This window comes from Methylobacterium sp. Leaf106, from assembly GCF_001422895.1.
GTDB lineage: Bacteria > Pseudomonadota > Alphaproteobacteria > Rhizobiales > Beijerinckiaceae > Methylobacterium > Methylobacterium bullatum.
In genome coordinates, this window is sequence record NZ_LMNB01000012.1 from 661,658 (window position 1) to 678,179 (window position 16,522).

Here is a 16,522-nt window from a genome sequence, read left to right on the forward strand (position 1 = left end):
GCGAGAAGACCGAGGCCGGCAGTGAGGGCGAGGCGCCACCAGGGTCGCCCGGCCCCGTCGTCTCGGGGGGATGTCGCCATGTTCGTATCCGCCGGGGTCGGAAAAGCCCTGTCCCGCCAACGCGGCGGGCGCGCTCGCGTTGCCTCCGTGGGCGGACCCGGCCTATAACCCGGCCAAATGCCGCTGCGGCGACGCATGCGTGCCCCTCCGTTCCACCTCCGTATCGATCCAAGGTCACGCCATGGCCGGCCATTCCCAGTTCAAGAACATCATGCACCGCAAGGGCCGCGTCGACGCGGTCCGCTCCAAGATCTTCGGCAAGCTCGCCCGAGAGATCACGGTGGCGGCCAAGCTCGGCATGCCCGACCCGGCGATGAACGCGCGCCTGCGCGCCGCCATCATCGCGGCTCGGGCCGAGAACGTGCCCAAAGACAATATCGAGCGCGCCATCAAGAAGGCCTCGGGCGCCGACGCGGAGAGCTACGACGAGATCCGCTACGAGGGCTACGGCCCGGGCGGCGCCGCCCTTATCGTCGAGGCGCAGACCGACAACCGCAACCGCACCGCCTCCGACGTACGCTCGGCCTTCACCAAGTCCGGCGGCAGCCTCGCCGAGACGGGGGCCGTCTCCTTCATGTTCGACCATGTCGGCGTGGTGGAGTTCGACGCCTCGGTGGCGGATGCCGACACCATGCTGGAAGCCGCCATCGAGGCCGGTGCCGACGACGTGCGCTCCTCCGAGGACGGCCACGAGATCACCTGCGCCCAGGATTCCTACGGCGAGGTCTCGAAGGCGCTGGAGGCCCGGTTCGGCGAACCGCGCCGCACGGCCTTGGTCTGGAAGGCGCAGAACACCATCGAGGTCGACGACGAGACCGGCGAGAAGCTGATCCGCCTCGTGGAGGTCATCGAGGACCAGGACGACGTCCAGAACGTCTACGTCAACTTCGCCCTCTCCGACGCACTGGTGGCCAAGCTCGAAGGCTGAAGGGCCACCGTTACCCTTCCTCTCGATCTGAGGATTGCCCGAGACGGATCGATCCGAATTGGGTCGGGGAAGAGCGATCGTGCATGGCCTCGCCCTCGAACCGAGGAGGGAATTCACCCTCCCCGCGTGCGGGGCGAGGGGATGCACACGCCTTCGTCTCCGCGCGCGACGGCACCGACGTGAGGCATCGCCTCGCCGCCTCTCCTCGTCAGGCCGGCCCGACCGTGATCGTCGGACCGGGTAGAGGTCTGGGATCGGCCGGAAGGACTGTCATGGTGGCGTGTCGCCCGACCGCTGCGGGGAAATCGCGGACCGGAACGGGACGTCCGGCGGCAGGCGAACGTGGTTTGGTTCGTCTTCGATCGGACGGGTATGGAACGACGACATCCGCATCCATCCCTCGATCCATGCGAGCGATACTTCGCTCGTGTCTCCGCCTGGGTCGTAAATGAAGTCCGGTGATGCGGTCCGACGTTGCATGCGTCGCGTCATCCAATAGCGTCAGGCGCGAATGACCGTCGAGCACCGTAAAGAGAAGACACCGGCGGTTTTGCCCGACGTTCTTCTGGACTTGAACGAGGTCCCGATCACCGAAGCGTTGGCAGGACGTCCCACCCGCCCTCCCGACTTCGAGGCGGAAGCCCATGTCCTCTCCGAACTGGCGCTGGAACTGACCGTCAGTCCCGGCAGCATCCTGCAGCGCCTCGTCGACCTGATCGTCGAGAGGGGGATCGCCGGATCGGCCGGCATCAGCATCCTGAGATCCCACAACGGAGTGAGCGCTTTCCGATGGGATGCTGTCGCCGGGCTATGGGCGGCGCGTCTCGGCGGCATCATGCCATACGAAGCGAATCCATGCGGCATCGTGGTGACCCGTAACACCCCCCTGCTGTTCTCGCGTCCGCACACCCACGTCCCCGCCGCCGCCGAACCTTTCATCCACGAGGTTCTACTGATCCCTTTCCCTGCCCGCGACGAGCCTGTCGGTACCCTGTGGGTCAGTGCCCATGACGGGGAGCGTGCTTTCGATGGTGAGGATCTCAGGCTGCTCACGCGCCTGACGCGCTTTGCCTCCGCCGCCTACGTCATGACCGGGGCCCTCGATGAGGCGCAGGCTGCGAGGGAAGATCTGGAGCGGCGCGTCACCGACCGCACGAAGGCGTTGCGGGAAAGCGAGGAGCACCATGCGTTCCTGCTCCGCTTGAGCGACATTCTCCGACCGCTCAAGGCATCGGCCGAGATCGCAGAGGCTGCGGCCCGGCAACTCGGCGATCACCTCGATATCAGCCGCGCTTGCTACGGTGAGATCAGCGAGGGCCGCTTGACGATTGAGCGCGAGCATGGCCGCGGTGTCTCCTCCATCGTCGGCGAGTATTCCTTGGACGCTTTCCACCCCGAGTTTCTCGCGGCCTACCGTATCGGCGAAGTCGTGGCGGTGTGTGACGTCGAGACGGACGCACGTCTCGGCGCTGCCGCGAAAGCCGAACTCCAGTCACGAAGCATCGCTTCCTTCGCAGATGTCGTTCTGCTCGGGGACGGTCAGCGGACGAGCATTCTCCGCGCCCAACACGCGATCCCTCGTTCATGGACCGACGCCGAGCGGTTCCTCATCCGCAGCGTCGGCGAGCGTGTGCGGTCGGCGATCGAGCGTGCCCGTGCCGAGGTGGCGCTTCAGGAGAGCGAAGAGCGATTCCGTGCCTTCGTTACGGCGAGTTCGGACGTGATCTATCGAATGACCCCGGACTGGTCGGAGATGCGTCGGCTCGACGGACCGGGGTTCCTCGCGGACGAGGGAAGCCTGGGCCAGGGCTGGGTGAACGGCACCATCCTGCCGGAGGATCGCCCCACCATCGACGCTGCCATCGACGGAGCGATCCGTGGCAAGCAGGTCTTCGAACTGGAGCATCGTGTCCGACGGACCGACGGCAGCGTCGGCTGGACGCACTCGCGCGCCGTTCCGATCCTGGCCGGCAACGGCGAGATCGTCGAGTGGTTCGGGGCCGCCAGCGACGTGACGGCACGGAAAACCGCGGAGGCGGCGTTACGCGAGAGCGAGGAGCGTTATCTCGGTCTCTATAATGCCCTTGACCAGGGTTTTTGCACCATCAGGGTAGCGTTCGACGGCGAGGGCACCCCGACCGACTATCGGTTCGAGGAAGTCAGCCCCGCCTTCGAGGCGCAGACCGGCATCACGGATGCGGCTGGCCGGTGGATGCGTGACATCACGCCCGGCCTGGACCAGTTCTGGTTCGATGCCTACGGTCGGGTCGCCCTGACGGGAGAACCCACGCGGTTCGAGGCCGGGTCCGAGCTGCTCGGGCGGTGGTGGTCGGTCTATGCCTATCGCATCGGCGATCCGAATGCGCGCACCGTGGCGCTTCTGTTCTCAGACATCACCGAACGCAAGCGTACTGAAGCGGCCCTGCGCGAGAGCGAGGCGCGCCTCAGCCAGTTCGGCGAGGCCTCTTCCGACGTGCTCTGGATGCGCGATGCCGCGACGTTCCAATGGATGTATCTCACTCCCGCCTTCGAGACGATCTACGGCCTGGACCGAACTGCGGCCCTCTCCGGCGACAACATGGTGGGTTGGGCCGATCTCATCGTGCCGGAGGACCGCGAAGGTGCGGTCGCCAATCTTCAGCGTGTCACGATGGGAGAGCGGGTCAGCTTCGAGTACCGCATCCGGCGGCCGACCAACGATGAGATCCGCTGGCTGCGCGATACCGCCTTTCCGATGCGTGACGCGTCCGGAACGGTGCGTTGGATCGGCGGCGTCGGGAGGGACATCACCGAGGAGAAGGAGAGGGCCGAGCATATGAGCGTGCTCGTCGCCGAACTGCAGCATCGCACCCGCAACCTCATGAGTATCGTGCGCGCCACGGCTGAAAAGACCTTGCGGAACAGCGTGGATCTGGCGGACTTCAAGGCACGCTACATCGTGCGTCTGGCCGCCCTGTCCCGGGTACAGGGCCTTCTCTCCCGCCTCGCCGAGGGCGCGCGCATCACCTTCGACGAGTTGATCCGCAGCGAGGTCGCCGCCATCGACGGGGAGGGCGCGAGGATCGTTCTGAAGGGGCCGTCCGGCGTGGCTCTGCGCTCATCGACGTTGCAGACTTTCGCGCTGGCCGTGCACGAACTCGCGACCAACGCGGTCAAGTACGGCGCCCTCGCGCAACCGCAAGCGCGCCTCGAGATCAACTGGCACTTGGAGCATGCCGAACCGGAGCAGGGGCCCTGGCTGCACGTGGACTGGCGCGAGCGTGGCGTCGTCATTCCGTTGCAGACGGGCTCGCAACGGAATGGGGCGGGCCGCGAGCTCATCGAGCGGGCCTTGCCCTACCAGCTCGGTGCCAGGACAACCTACGTGATGGAACCCGATGGGGTTCACTGCACCATTGCGCTGCCCGTATCGGGACGCATGATGTCCGAGAAGATGGCCGATGCCTGAGGACACGCTCCAAGCACGACGCATTCTCGTCGCGGAGGACGAGTATTTTCTCGCGGACGAGCTGAGCAGCGCGCTGCAGGAGGTAGGAGCCGAGGTGCTCGGTCCGGTCGCCTCCGTGGAGGGCGGATTGCGCATGCTGGAACGAGGCGCCGCGCCGGACGCCGCATGCCTGGACGTGAATCTCGGCGGCGATAACGTCTACCCGCTCGCGGACGCCTTGATCGCACGCGCCGTGCCGTTCGTGTTTACCACGGGATACGACCAGGCCGACGTCCCGGACGCCTACACTCACATTCGCCGCCTGGAGAAGCCGGTCGAGGTCGCGACGGTGCTGAGAGCGCTGGAGGACCTTTTCAGATCCTGAGCAGGTTTCGCAGAAGCGGCCCCCGGTTCTGCGGCAAAAACCTCCTCAGTGGTCAGGGCCTGACGCTGGGTACCGCCGCGACATATGCCGAAGGTCGGGCTTGGAAGCCGGTGTTGCCGTGGAGCATGTCGGCGGCCGGAAGGCCGCGGTCGGCGAGGGAGGGGGCATCCGCGGCCGGCCGTCTGGCCTATGATGGCGCGCCATAGGCAGTCACCGCGATACAGGCCCCCATGACCCCCATCCGCATCCTTGGCATCGATCCCGGCCTGCGCCGTACCGGCTGGGGGCTGATCTCCGTTGTCGGGGCGAAGCTGACTTACGTCGATTGCGGCGTGGTGACCTCGGACGGCGATCTGCCGCTCGCCCTGCGCCTGCGGGAATTGCACGAGGGCATCACCCGCGTGGTGTCGGGGTTTTCGCCCGACGAGGTCGCCGTGGAGGAGACCTTCGTCAACAAGGATGCGCAGGCCACCCTGAAGCTCGGGCATGCCCGCGCCATCGCCCTGCTGGTGCCGGCCCTGGCCGGGTTGCCGGTTTCCGAATACGCCGCCAACCTGGTCAAGAAGACCGTCTGCGGCTCCGGCCACGCCGAGAAGGTGCAGATCCAGGCGATGGTGAAGTTCCTGATGCCCAAGGCCGAGTTCAAGACCGCGGACGCGGCGGATGCCCTGGCCATCGCCGTCACCCATGCCAACCATCGCGGGGCGCATGCCCTGAAGAAGCTCCACGCCCCCGTCGCCGGGGTGAGCGGACTTGCCGCTGCGCGGATCGCGGCGGCCCTGGCGAAGGGGTGAGCATTCTCCTCTCCCATCTCGCGGGAAGAGGCGGGGGCCGCACCGCCTGAAACGCCTCCCCCGCTCGGGGGGAGGCGACCGCTCACTGCGCCTTGAATTCGCCCTCGAGCCGCAGGGACACGTCGTCGCCGATCGCGGGCAGGAAGGCGTTGACGCCGAAATCCGAGCGCTTGATCACGGCCCAGCCGTCGAAGCCCACGGTGTAGCGCTTGTCGATGGGGTTGAGCCCCGCCCGGTTGAAGGTGGCGTCGAAGGCCACGGGCTTCGTCACGCCCTTCAGGGTGAGGCTGCCGGCGACGCGGGCCGTGGTCGGGCTCGTGGGCTCCACCAGGGTGGCGGTGAAGGTGGCGGTGGGAAACTTCTGGGTGTCGAAGAAGTCCGGCCCCTGGAGATGGCGGTTGAGCGTTTCGTTCAGGGCGTTGATGCTTCCCATGCCGATGGTCACGGTGAGCCGGTTCTTGCCCGGATCCTTGGGGTCGAGGTCGGCTTGTCCCGACACGTCGGTGATCTGGCCGTAATAGGTCGAGTAGCCGAGGTGGCTCACCGACCAGGTGATCTTGCCGTGGGCCGCGTCGAGCACGTAGCTGCCGGCCCGGACCTGGGTGGGGTCGGTGGTGGGGGCGGCATCCTGGGCCGGGTTCTGGGCCGGGTTCTGGGCCGGTGTCTGAGCATGGGCGTGGGCGGCGGCCATCACCATGAGGAGGGCGGCGAGGGGTGTGCGCATCGGGCGGTCACTTTCTCTCGGTGGCGTGTCGGACAGGCGGGCCTGTCCCTGGTAAAGACCCGTCCGTGATGACGGGATGACGCATGATCGGCAAGTTGAAGGGCGTGGTGGATTCCTACGGCGAGGATTTCGTGATCCTCGACGTACAGGGCGTCGGCTACGTGGTGCATTGCTCCGCCCGCACCCTGCAGCGGATGCCGGAAGCGGGCGAGGCGGCCTCGCTGGCCATCGAGACCCATGTCCGCGAGGACATGATCCGGCTCTACGGCTTCCGCTCGGATGCGGAGCGCGAGTGGTTCCGCCTGCTCCAGACCGTACAGGGGGTGGGCTCGAAGGTGGCCCTCGGCCTGCTCTCGGTGCTGGAGCCGGAGGCCCTCGCCACCGCCATCGCCATGGGGGACAAGACCTCCATCGCCCGCGCGCCGGGTGTCGGCCCGCGCCTGGCCGCCCGCCTCACCGCAGAACTGAAGGACAAGGCGCCGGCCTTCGCGCCCATCGACCCCGCCGTGCTCGCCCTGTCCGGCGCGGTGGAGGACCGCACCGCGCCGCAACCCGCCGCCGATGCGATCTCAGCCCTGGTCAATCTCGGCTACGCCCCGGTCCAGGCCTCCGCCGCCATCGCCGCCGCGATGAAGGGCGCCGGGGAGGGGGCGGAGGCCAAGACGCTGATCCGCCTCGGGCTCCGCGAACTCGCCCGCTGAGCGCGGCGCGCCCGCATCCTTCGCCGGGAGGATCGGCTTTCGTCCTTCCGACGATCCGTGAAACCGGCTACTGATCCGAGCCCCGACTGGGCGGAACCGCTCTGCCGGGGTGAACATGACGGGCTTCTGGACATCGCTGGCGGCCGCGCTGGTCTCGTGCGCGGCGCTGGCACCGGCTCTGGCGGCCGATCCTGCGGGCGCACCGTCCCCCGCTCCGGATGCACCTTCACCCTTCTTCCTCTTTTCCGATACCCAGGTGAGCTATCATTACCAGTTCCCCGCCGCCGAGCCGGGCGTGCGGGTGCGGAACGCGGACGGGTCGTTCCGCTCGCGGGGTATCCCCAAGCAGATCTTCACCCTCTCGCATGCGAATGCCTGGGCCTACGGCACCAATCTCCTCTCCCTGGACATCCTGAAATCCGGCTCGCAGGAACGCGCTGGTACGACCAACGCCCCGGGCGGGCTCTTCCTGCGCGATGATGGCGCGACGGAGGTCTACGGCCTCTACCGCGGCACCCTCAGCCTCAATGCCCTCACCGGGACCAAGGCGTTCATAGTGCCCGGCCTCGTCAAGGACGTCTCCCTCTCCTACGGGTTCGACGCCAACACGAAGGACACCGCCTTCGGCCCGCGCAAGCGCAACGTCGTCGGCGGCCTGAACTTCGCCTTCGACGTGCCGGCTGGTTTCCTCAGCGCCTCGGTCCACGCCTACAAGGAGTGGAACCGAAACGGCTTCAATCCCTATCCGAACCGGGACATCAGCTACGACACCGTTCCCGAGATCGAGATCGCCTACAGCTTTCCCCTGGCCTTCACCGGCCTGCCGCTCAGCGTCACGGGCATCAACAACATCGTCCTGCCCAAGGGGCGCGGTGTCCGCAATCCGGCAATCTTCGCCTTCAACCGCGAGACGGGGCTCGAATTCGTCTCCCGCACCAACCTCGTGCTCGACCTCGGCAAGCTCGTCTACGACCAGCCCGACCGCGTCGATGTGTTCATCGGTTTCCAGTACTGGCTGAACAAGTTCGGGAACCTTGAAACGGCGACCCTGAAGGGCACGGAAGAGAAGAGCTTCCTCGCCGGTATCGCGTTCCACGTCTTCTGAGCCCGCCTCGCCACGATCGAGCCTTCTGGCCACAGGACGCGTCCGCGCGCCTTGCGCATTCGTCCCATGGCGGTTAAGTTGTTGAGATAGCAGTAGATTTTAAAAGTTCTAAAGAGGCGCGCAAGCCAATGATCGGGGAGGGGAATTTGCCGATGACGCAATTGTCTAGTCCGCGATCGACGCTTCCTGTTTCGTTCAGCGAGCTCCCATGATCGTCTGTTCCTGTAACGTGTTGTCCGATGGTGCCGTCCGCGCTTGCCTGAAGGACGGGCCCGATTGCCCGAGAACCCCGGCACAGGTCCATGCCTGCCTCGGCTGCAGCCCGAAATGCGGCCGCTGCGCCCGGACCATCCGTTCGATCATGCAGGCGGCTCTGCAGGGTGCTCTGCAAGACGCAGTGGCGGAGGCCGGCCATGCGTGCGGAACGGGTTGCGCAAGCAGCTGTAGTTTGGTTCAATTCCAAACTGCGGGGGAGGGGATCGCCGCCTGAGGGCCTGTGCGAGGCCCCACGCTCCCCTTCGAGCTTGAAATAGCCGGACGGGAGTGAGTTTTATGAAGGGTGATGCGAAGGTCGTCGAGTACCTCAACAGAGGTCTGCGCAGCGAACTGACGGCCGTGAGCCAGTACTGGCTCCACTTCCGCATGCTGAACGACTGGGGCTACATCGACCTCGCCAAGTTCTGGCGTAAGGAATCCATCGAAGAGATGAACCATGCCGACCGGTTCATCGACAGGATCCTGTTCCTCGACGGGTTCCCGAACCTGCAGGAGCTCGATCCGCTGCGGATCGGTCAGAATATCGAAGAGATCATTGCCTCCGATCTCGCGGCCGAGACCGAGGCCCGCGCGCTCTATCTCGAAGCCGCGCAGTATTGCGATTCGATCAACGACCGCGTGTCGAAGATCCTGTTCGAGGAGCTGGCCGCCGACGAGGAGGGCCATATCGATTTCCTCGAGACCCAGCAGACCCTGATCGCTCAGATCGGCCTGGCGCTCTACGCCCAGAAGCATATCGGCGGCCTGGAAGCGATCGCTCCCGAGAAGGACTGACGCTGCGCCAGCGTCCGGGAATGCGGGCGACATCCCCGGGGCTTTCGTGGACAATGAAAGAAAGGCCTGCCCTGAGAGGGGCGGGCCTTTCCCGTGTTTCAGGACATCTGCTGTGTCTGGGCGCCGCTATCCGGGCGTGCCGGGCCGAGGACCGGCTCCTCACCCATGGGGGCATTCTTGACGACGTTGAACGTCCCCTTGCCGTCGAGCGACGGCCCGCTGGTCCAGCGTCCTTCGGGGAGGGGCGAATCGTCGGCTGTGGAGACGAAGAAGCTGTAGCTGTGCTTCTGGCTTTCCTCGCTCTGCGGGAAGCTGTTGGGGATCGGCAGGTTCGCTTCCATGCCACCCATATCCTCGATGACGGCGAGCCATTGCTGCTGGTGCATCGTGTCGCGCGCGATGAGGAAGCTCCACATGTCACGCATGCCCGGATCGTTGGTCGCGGTCATGAGGCGCACGGCGAGGGTTCGTCCGGTCGTCTCGGCAGCGACGTTGCAATACATGTCCGCTGCAAGGTTTCCGCTAGCGTAGATGTGGGACATGTCGAAGGGAACGCCATCGCAATTGGCCGGGAAGGCAGCCATGCCGGTGGAGAGAATGTGGCGGTGGAGCATGCCCTCCACTACGTGTCGTGGGTTCTCGCCATTCATCACGGCGCCGACGACCGCATCCTTCACCCCCGCTTCCTGTAACTTGGTCGGGGCGGTCTCCAAGTTGAGGGCGACGGCGGTGGCGAGCATCTCGATATGCCCCATCTCTTCCGTCGCGGTGTTGAGGAGCATGTCGCGATACTTCGTCGTCGGGCCGCGCGCGCCCCAGCCTTGGAAGAAGTACTGCATACAAACGCGGATCTCACCTTCTATGCCGCCAATGGCCTGCTGCAGCATGCGGGCATAGACCGGATCGGGAGTCTCCACGCGAACGGGATATTGCAGGCGCTTGTCGAGATAGAACATGCCGATTGGTCCTTTCGAGCGGGATAGAGCAGTCATCGGCGAACTGGCCGACGAGTGGTCGTAGAAATAGGAATTTAGTCATATATGCGACCGTAAAGTCGTTCGGCCGGCCTTGAGCCAGAGGTGAATCCGTCAGTCACGACCCTGGCCGGAGCGCTGACGGACTCCTGGCATCACGTCGCGAGCGGATGTGTCGGAGATTTCGCCGCTGCGGCTACGATCTCCAGAACTGCCATGGTTGTTGCGGACAAGACCATGTTGCCTTGTCGCCATCGCCACTGTTCTGGCTTGATAAATCTTTTTGAAACGTAGAGTTCCAGAAATCTGTCGCTGTGTCAGGCATCAGACATAGCAACAATCGGTGTTAACCTGGATCAAGAATTGAGTTTACATAAGATGATCGTTCCAAAGGTTCGGGTCCGTCATGGGTGTTGCTAGTCGTTGATGCGTGGAGCGAGGTCGGGCTGGGCCAAGGCCACTCTGCTCCGTACTTGCGGGGAGAGGGCCAGATGATTCCGATCCGTCATGCAGTCAGGTGAGTAGGGTCACCGTGGGACCCTCGGGCCACGCATCCACCTTCGTGGGGGCGGGCACCGGTTGCCGGCCGGCGAAGTAGCGCGCGCGGCGGCGTTGTGCGACATCGGGCGAAACGCCCACCCACCGGAGCAGGCCCTGTGCCGGGCCCCGACCGAGAGCCCGTGTGAGCAAGCTCCCCAGATCGCCGAAATCCCCGACCCTTCATCCGTTGCCAGAATCGCTCCTGACGCCGGAGCGGCGGCCGGACGACGTGGAGCAGTCGATCCGTCCGCTCAGCCTTCCCGAATTCATCGGGCAGCGCGCGGCGCGGGCAAACATGCAGATCTTCATCGAATCCGCGAAAAAGACCGGCTCGGCCCTCGACCACGTGCTGTTCGTGGGGCCTCCTGGTCTCGGCAAGACCACCCTGGCGCAGATCGTGGCCCGCGAACTCGGGGTGAACTTCCGCTCCACCTCCGGCCCGGTCATCGCCAAGGCCGGCGACCTCGCGGCGCAGCTCACCAACTTGGAAGAGCGCGACGTGCTCTTCATCGACGAGATCCACCGCCTCAACCCGGCGGTGGAGGAAATCCTCTATCCGGCGATGGAGGATTACCAACTCGACCTCATCATCGGCGAGGGGCCGGCGGCGCGCTCGGTGAAGATCGAGCTGCCGAAATTCACGCTGGTGGGCGCCACCACCCGCGCCGGCCTGCTCACCACCCCCCTGAGAGATCGATTCGGCATCCCGATCCGCCTCGAATTCTACGATGTCGACGAGCTCGAACTCATCGTCTCCCGTGGCGCGCGGGTGCTCGGCATCGGCATGTCGGCGGAGGGCGCAAACGAGATCGCCAAACGGGCACGGGGAACGCCCCGCATCGCCGGGCGCCTCCTGCGCCGGGTGCGCGACTTCGCCATCGTGGCGGATGCCCCCACCGTGACCCGCGCCATCGCCGACCGGGCGCTTCAGCTTCTCGACGTGGACCCGGCCGGCCTCGACGTGATGGACCGGAAATACCTGACGATGATCGCCACCTCCTTCGGCGGCGGCCCGGTGGGGATCGAGACCATTGCGGCGGCGCTCTCCGAGCCGCGCGACGCCATCGAGGACATCATCGAGCCGTTCCTGATCCAGAAGGGATTCGTCCAGCGCACCCCGCGCGGGCGCATGCTGACCCCACACGCCTACAAGCATATGGGTTTTGCCGTGCCCCGGCGCGATCCGGCCTCGCAGTTCGGGCTGTTCGGGTCGGAGGATCCCGATGGCTGAGTCGCTCGGCGGCGGCGGAGGTTTTCTCCCCGCGGAGGCGAGCCGGCGTGTACGCATCCCCTCTTCCCGCATGCAGGGAGAGCCGGGTGCTGATGTCGGTCGGAAAATCAGATCCTACGCAATAGCCCTTGCCGAAACAGGATGGGTGGTGCGCAAGTCGACATCCGTCCTATGAGCTCCGCATCCTCCCCGGTCCGGATCACCCGCCGCACCGTCGTGCTCGGCCTCGGCGCCGTGGCGCTCGCGGGCAGCGGTACGGCCGCCTACGGAATCGGTATCGAGCCGATGCGTCTCGCCATCACGCGCTACCGGATCACCCCGATGGCGCCGTGGCCAGCGGGACTGACCCTGCGGATCGTGGCCGTCTCCGACGTCCATGCCTGCGATCCGTTCATGACGCCTCAACACATCCGGCGGATCGTCGAGGCGGCCAACGGCCTCGGCGGCGACGTGATCGTGCTGCTCGGCGATTATGTGAGGGGCATGCATCGATTCACCGGCATCGTGGACTCCGCCGATTGGGCGCCCGTCCTCGGGGCTTTGAAGGCTCCCCTCGGAACCTATGCCATCCTCGGCAATCACGATTGGTGGGCCGATCGCGCCGCCTGCGAGCGCGGGCACGGCCCGACCTTCGCCGGGGAGGCCCTGACCCGCGCCGGCATCCGCCTCCTCGAGAACGAGGCCCTGCCCCTGCGGGTGAGGGGACACGAGGTCTGGCTCGCCGGGCTCGGCGATCAGTTGAGCTTCCAGGGCACATGGTGGCGCTACGGTCTCCCCCGGAAGGGAAGCGACGACCTGCCGGCCACCCTCGCGGCGATCCCCGACGGCGCGCCCTCCATCCTTCTCGCCCATGAGCCGGACATCTTCCCGCAGGTGCCCGCCCATGTGGCGCTGACCCTTTCGGGCCATACCCATGGCGGACAGGTCCGGCTCCTTGGCTACGCCCCCGTCGTCCCCTCCCGGTATGGGCGGCGCTACGCCTATGGCCATGTGCGCGAGCAGACCGACCTCGTGGTTTCCGGTGGACTAGGCATGAGCGGCCTGCCGGTGCGCTTCGGGGTTCCCCCCGAGATCGTCGTGGTCGACCTATCCTCGGAAGCCATCGCATGACCTCTCATCGCATCGACATCCGCGTCTATTACGAAGACACCGATTTCTCAGGTTTCGTCTATCACGCCAATTACTTGCGCTACATGGAGCGCGGCCGCACGGAGCTGCTTCGGGCCCTCGCCATGGAGCAGGTCGATCTGCAGCGCGATGCCGGACTGATCTTCGTCGTTCGGCGCATGGTGCTCGACTTTCTGAAGCCGGCGCGGATGGACGACATGCTCGCCATCATGACCACCGTCGTCGAACTGCGCGGCGCTTCGATGCCGATGATCCAGGAAGTGCGGCGCGGCGACGAGGTCCTGCTGAAGGCCGAGGTCACCGTGGCGGCGGTGCGGGATGGCCGCGCCGTGCGACTTCCGGACAGCCTCCGCCGGGCCATGGCGCAGCGTTTCGCGACTCCGTCGCTTTAGGCTCCGGCAGGGCCGGCCCGGCTTTCGGTCGGCAAAGCGATGTGCCCAGGACAGCGAGACGTCCGGCGAGAGAGAATCCGGCACTTCCTCATGGTTCATTAACCTTGACGGCCGAGGAAGGTGCGGCGTGCATTTTGCGATGCACCCCATACTTTCGACAGATTCACCAGCGATCTGGGGAACATACCGCCCGGGTCAGGTGGAGCGCGGGAGTCGACCGCCCGGTCGACCCGGGACGAGGACGAACGCATGAATCCCGCCGATGCCATGCAGGCGCTGCCGCCGCCGGACATGAGCCTGTTCAACCTGTTCTGGCACGCCCATTTCGTGGTGAAGCTGGTGATGGTGGGCCTGCTCGGCTGCTCCGTCTGGTGCTGGGCCATCATCGTCGACAAGACCCTGCTGTTCCGCCGCACCAAGACCGAGATGGATGCGTTCGAGGAGGCGTTCTGGTCCGGCCGTTCCCTGGAGGAGCTCTACCGCTCGTTCAACGACCGGCCCGCCACCAATCTTGGCGCCCTGTTCGTGGCCGCCATGCGCGAATGGAAGCGATCGTTCGAGGGCTCCGGCCGGCAGATCCAGAGCCTGTCCCAGCGCATCGACAAAGTGCTCGACGTGACGATCCAGCGCGAGGTCGAGCGTCTCGAGTCGCGCCTGCTGTTCCTCGCCTCCATCGGTTCGGCCGGCCCCTATGTCGGCCTGTTCGGCACGGTCTGGGGCATCATGACCTCCTTCACCGCCATCGCGGCGTCGAAGAACACGTCCCTGGCCGTGGTCGCACCCGGCATCGCCGAGGCCCTGTTCGCCACCGCCATCGGCCTGTTCGCGGCCATCCCCGCGGTGCTCGCCTACAACAAGCTGCAGTCGAACGTGTCGAAGGCCCAGTCGCGGCTCGAGGGCTTCGCCGACGAGTTCTCCGCCATCCTCTCGCGTCAGATCGACGAGCGCCTGTCGCTCGCCGCCTGATCCCGCATTCTTAGAAGCATCGAGGCACGATCATGGGCATGGCCCACGGAGCGGCGCAGGGTGGCAGCAGGCGGCGTCGCGCGCGGCGCGGCGGTGCCATCAACGAGATCAACATGACGCCGTTCATCGACGTCGTGCTCGTGCTGCTGATCGTGTTCATGGTGGCCGCGCCGATGATGACGGTGGGCGTGCCCCTCGACCTGCCGCAATCCAAGGCGAGCCCGCTCAACTCCGATTCGACGCCGGTGACCCTGTCTATCCGCCAGTCCGGCCAGGTCTTCCTCGGCGAGGCCGAGCTCACCGACGACACCATCGTGCCGAAGCTCGTGGAGACCTCCAAGTCCGGCTTCGAGGAGCGCGTCTTCGTGCGCGGCGACAAGCGGGTGGATTACGGCCGCGTGGCCCAGGTGATGGCGATCGTGACCGGAGGCGGCTTCAAGAAGGTCGCCCTCGTCACCGAGCCGGACCAGAAGTAACGGGCGCGGCGGATCGTGAAGCTTCCCTCCAAATTCCGGGAACCGGGCGTCTGGGTGTCGAGCGGCGTGCATGTCGCCGTGCTCACCGTGGCGCTGATGTCCGTCGCCGCTCCCGCCCTGCCCGACGCCCAGGAAGGCGTGCCGGTGGAGGTGATGACCGAGCAGCAATTCTCGGAACTGACCAAGGGCGAGAAGAACGCCGACAAGCCGATGCCCGATGCCAAGCCCCGCGCCGACAAGGTCGCGGAGAAGGTCGAGGAGCGCGAGCCCGAGAACGCGAAGGTCGATGCGCCCGCGCCCCCGAAACGCCCGGCCGACATGAAGGTCGCCAGCGCCGAGGAGATGCCCCTGCGCATGCCCGACCACGAATCCGAGAAGGAAGCGGCGGAGGCTGCCGCCAAGGCCGAAGCGGCGAAGCTCGCCAAGGAGGCTGCCAAAGCCGAGGCCGCGAAAGCGGCGGAAGCCAAGGCTGCGGCCGAGGCCAAGGCAGAGGCCAAGGCCGCCGCCAAGGCTGAGGCGGCCAAGGCCGAAGCAAAGGCCGAGGCGGTGAAGGCCGCCAAGGTCGAGGCCGAGAAGCGCGAGAAACTCGCCGAGCTCATCGAGCGCCAGGAGGCCGAGGCCATCGCCAAGGCGGAGGCCGCCAAGGCCGAGAAGGCCAAGGCCCTGGCGGAAGCCAAGGCCCAGGCCGAAGCCAAAGCTCTGGCGGAAGCGAAGGCGCGGGCCGATGCGAAGGCCAAGGCCGAAGCACTCGCCAAAGCGGAGAAGGCCGAAGCCGAGGCGGAAGCCAAGGCCGAAGCGAAGGCGAAGGCCGAGGCCGAACGTCAGCAGGCCGTCGCTGAAGCCAAAGCCGCTGCGGATGCCAAGGCCCAGGCCGAGGCGAAGGCCAGGGCCGATGCCGCCGCGAAGGCCAAGGCGAAAGCCATGGCGGATGCGCGCGCCAAGGCCGATGCCGAGGCCAAGGCGAAGAAGCAGGCCGAGCTCGCCGACAAGTTCAGTTCCGGTGACATCAAGCAGCTGCTCGCCTCGCGGGCACCCTCGCAATCCACCGGCGCGACTGGCCACGAGGTCCAGCGCACGGCCTCGCTGGGAGCCGCCAGCGGTACCTCGCAGCGCCTCTCGCCCTCCATGCGCGATTCGCTGATCGGGATGCTGACCCAGCAGATCGAGCGCTGCTACTCGGCGCCCCCCGGCGCGTCGCAGGGCGTGGTGCTGCCGATGCTCGATATCCGCCTTTCGGCCAACGGTTCGCTGAGCACCGAGCCGCGGATCATGCGCGGCGGCGCGAACGCCGTGGACCGTTCCCTCGCCGAGGCCGCGCTCCGTGCGGTGAAGCGCTGTGCGCCCTACAAGATCCCGCCCCAGTTCGCGCCGTACTATGACGACTGGAAGGCGATCAACGCGGAATTCGAGTTCTCGCGGGTGTGATACAGGTCGGTGATCCTTCCTTCGGATTCGTCCAATCCTTCTCCCTCATCCTGAGGTGCCGAAGCGTGAGCGAAGGCCTCGAAGGAGGCATCCAGGGCCCTCGTGCTGTCTGGAAGTCTCCTTCGAGGCCCGCTGACGCGGGCACCTCAGGATGAGGTCGAGGATAGGAAGAACCGACGCTCCCAGAATCCCTGTTCAAGGTTTTCGGAATCTCTT

The 16,522-nt window shown here is 66.2% G+C and carries 16 protein-coding genes; 14 read left to right on the forward strand and 2 right to left on the reverse strand.

The window, feature by feature from the left end:
* Nucleotides 1-241: 241 nt before the first annotated feature.
* From ASF34_RS10820 to ruvC, 4 genes are all read left to right on the forward strand, one after another.
* Nucleotides 242-988, forward strand: a complete 747-nt coding sequence (locus ASF34_RS10820; protein WP_018041971.1) for a YebC/PmpR family DNA-binding transcriptional regulator — start codon at nt 242-244, stop codon at nt 986-988.
* A gap of 571 nt (nt 989-1,559) precedes the next feature.
* On the forward strand, nt 1,560-4,436 hold the full coding sequence (locus ASF34_RS10825; RefSeq protein WP_162240035.1) for a PAS domain-containing protein: 2,877 nt from the start codon (nt 1,560-1,562) through the stop codon (nt 4,434-4,436).
* On the forward strand, nt 4,429-4,800 hold the full coding sequence (locus tag ASF34_RS10830) for a response regulator (protein ID WP_056161034.1): 372 nt from the start codon (nt 4,429-4,431) through the stop codon (nt 4,798-4,800). The genes ASF34_RS10825 and ASF34_RS10830 overlap by 8 nt, the downstream gene beginning before the upstream one ends.
* Before the next feature lie 230 nt (nt 4,801-5,030).
* Nucleotides 5,031-5,594, forward strand: a complete 564-nt coding sequence (ruvC, locus tag ASF34_RS10835; protein WP_018041974.1) for a crossover junction endodeoxyribonuclease RuvC — start codon at nt 5,031-5,033, stop codon at nt 5,592-5,594.
* Nucleotides 5,595-5,676: 82 nt separating this feature from the next.
* Here ruvC and ASF34_RS10840 read toward each other — a convergent pair whose 3' ends face one another.
* Nucleotides 5,677-6,318: a YceI family protein gene (locus tag ASF34_RS10840; protein WP_056161037.1), complete on the reverse strand. Its 642-nt coding sequence runs from the start codon at nt 6,316-6,318 to the stop codon at nt 5,677-5,679.
* 83 nt (nt 6,319-6,401) lie between these two features.
* Here ASF34_RS10840 and ruvA point away from each other — a divergent pair, with 83 nt between their 5' ends.
* The 4 genes from ruvA to bfr all read left to right on the forward strand — a co-directional run bounded on the left by ruvA (nt 6,402) and on the right by bfr (nt 9,174).
* On the forward strand, nt 6,402-7,019 hold the full coding sequence (gene ruvA, locus ASF34_RS10845) for a Holliday junction branch migration protein RuvA (RefSeq protein WP_018041976.1): 618 nt from the start codon (nt 6,402-6,404) through the stop codon (nt 7,017-7,019).
* Between the two features lie 115 nt (nt 7,020-7,134).
* Complete coding sequence (locus ASF34_RS10850; RefSeq protein ID WP_244478959.1) at nt 7,135-8,124, forward strand: hypothetical protein; 990 nt, start codon at nt 7,135-7,137, stop codon at nt 8,122-8,124.
* A 208-nt stretch (nt 8,125-8,332) separates the two neighbouring features.
* Nucleotides 8,333-8,614 (forward strand): (2Fe-2S)-binding protein, encoded by a 282-nt coding sequence (locus tag ASF34_RS23440; protein ID WP_082473248.1) that lies wholly within the window; start codon nt 8,333-8,335, stop codon nt 8,612-8,614.
* 62 nt (nt 8,615-8,676) lie between these two features.
* Complete coding sequence (bfr, locus tag ASF34_RS10855) at nt 8,677-9,174, forward strand: bacterioferritin (RefSeq protein WP_018041978.1); 498 nt, start codon at nt 8,677-8,679, stop codon at nt 9,172-9,174.
* A gap of 98 nt (nt 9,175-9,272) precedes the next feature.
* Here bfr and ASF34_RS10860 read toward each other — a convergent pair whose 3' ends face one another.
* Complete coding sequence (locus ASF34_RS10860; RefSeq protein WP_018041979.1) at nt 9,273-10,130, reverse strand: manganese catalase family protein; 858 nt, start codon at nt 10,128-10,130, stop codon at nt 9,273-9,275.
* Nucleotides 10,131-10,875: 745 nt separating this feature from the next.
* Here ASF34_RS10860 and ruvB point away from each other — a divergent pair.
* The 6 genes from ruvB (at nt 10,876) to tolA (ending at nt 16,306) form a co-directional block, all read left to right on the forward strand.
* Nucleotides 10,876-11,919, forward strand: coding sequence for a Holliday junction branch migration DNA helicase RuvB (gene ruvB / locus ASF34_RS10865; RefSeq protein WP_056161041.1), 1,044 nt, complete (start codon nt 10,876-10,878; stop codon nt 11,917-11,919).
* A 171-nt stretch (nt 11,920-12,090) separates the two neighbouring features.
* Nucleotides 12,091-13,029, forward strand: coding sequence for a metallophosphoesterase (locus tag ASF34_RS10870; protein ID WP_056161043.1), 939 nt, complete (start codon nt 12,091-12,093; stop codon nt 13,027-13,029).
* Nucleotides 13,026-13,439: a tol-pal system-associated acyl-CoA thioesterase gene (gene ybgC / locus ASF34_RS10875; protein ID WP_056161045.1), complete on the forward strand. Its 414-nt coding sequence runs from the start codon at nt 13,026-13,028 to the stop codon at nt 13,437-13,439. Before ASF34_RS10870 ends, ybgC begins: the two co-directional genes overlap by 4 nt.
* 249 nt (nt 13,440-13,688) lie before the next feature.
* Nucleotides 13,689-14,405, forward strand: coding sequence for a protein TolQ (tolQ, locus tag ASF34_RS10880; RefSeq protein WP_018041984.1), 717 nt, complete (start codon nt 13,689-13,691; stop codon nt 14,403-14,405).
* Nucleotides 14,406-14,437: 32 nt separating this feature from the next.
* The gene (locus ASF34_RS10885; protein ID WP_056161046.1) at nt 14,438-14,881 is read left to right on the forward strand and encodes an ExbD/TolR family protein; all 444 of its coding nucleotides are present in this window, start codon (nt 14,438-14,440) and stop codon (nt 14,879-14,881) included.
* A gap of 15 nt (nt 14,882-14,896) precedes the next feature.
* The gene (gene tolA / locus ASF34_RS10890; protein WP_018041986.1) at nt 14,897-16,306 is read left to right on the forward strand and encodes a cell envelope integrity protein TolA; all 1,410 of its coding nucleotides are present in this window, start codon (nt 14,897-14,899) and stop codon (nt 16,304-16,306) included.
* Nucleotides 16,307-16,522 lie beyond the last annotated feature (216 nt).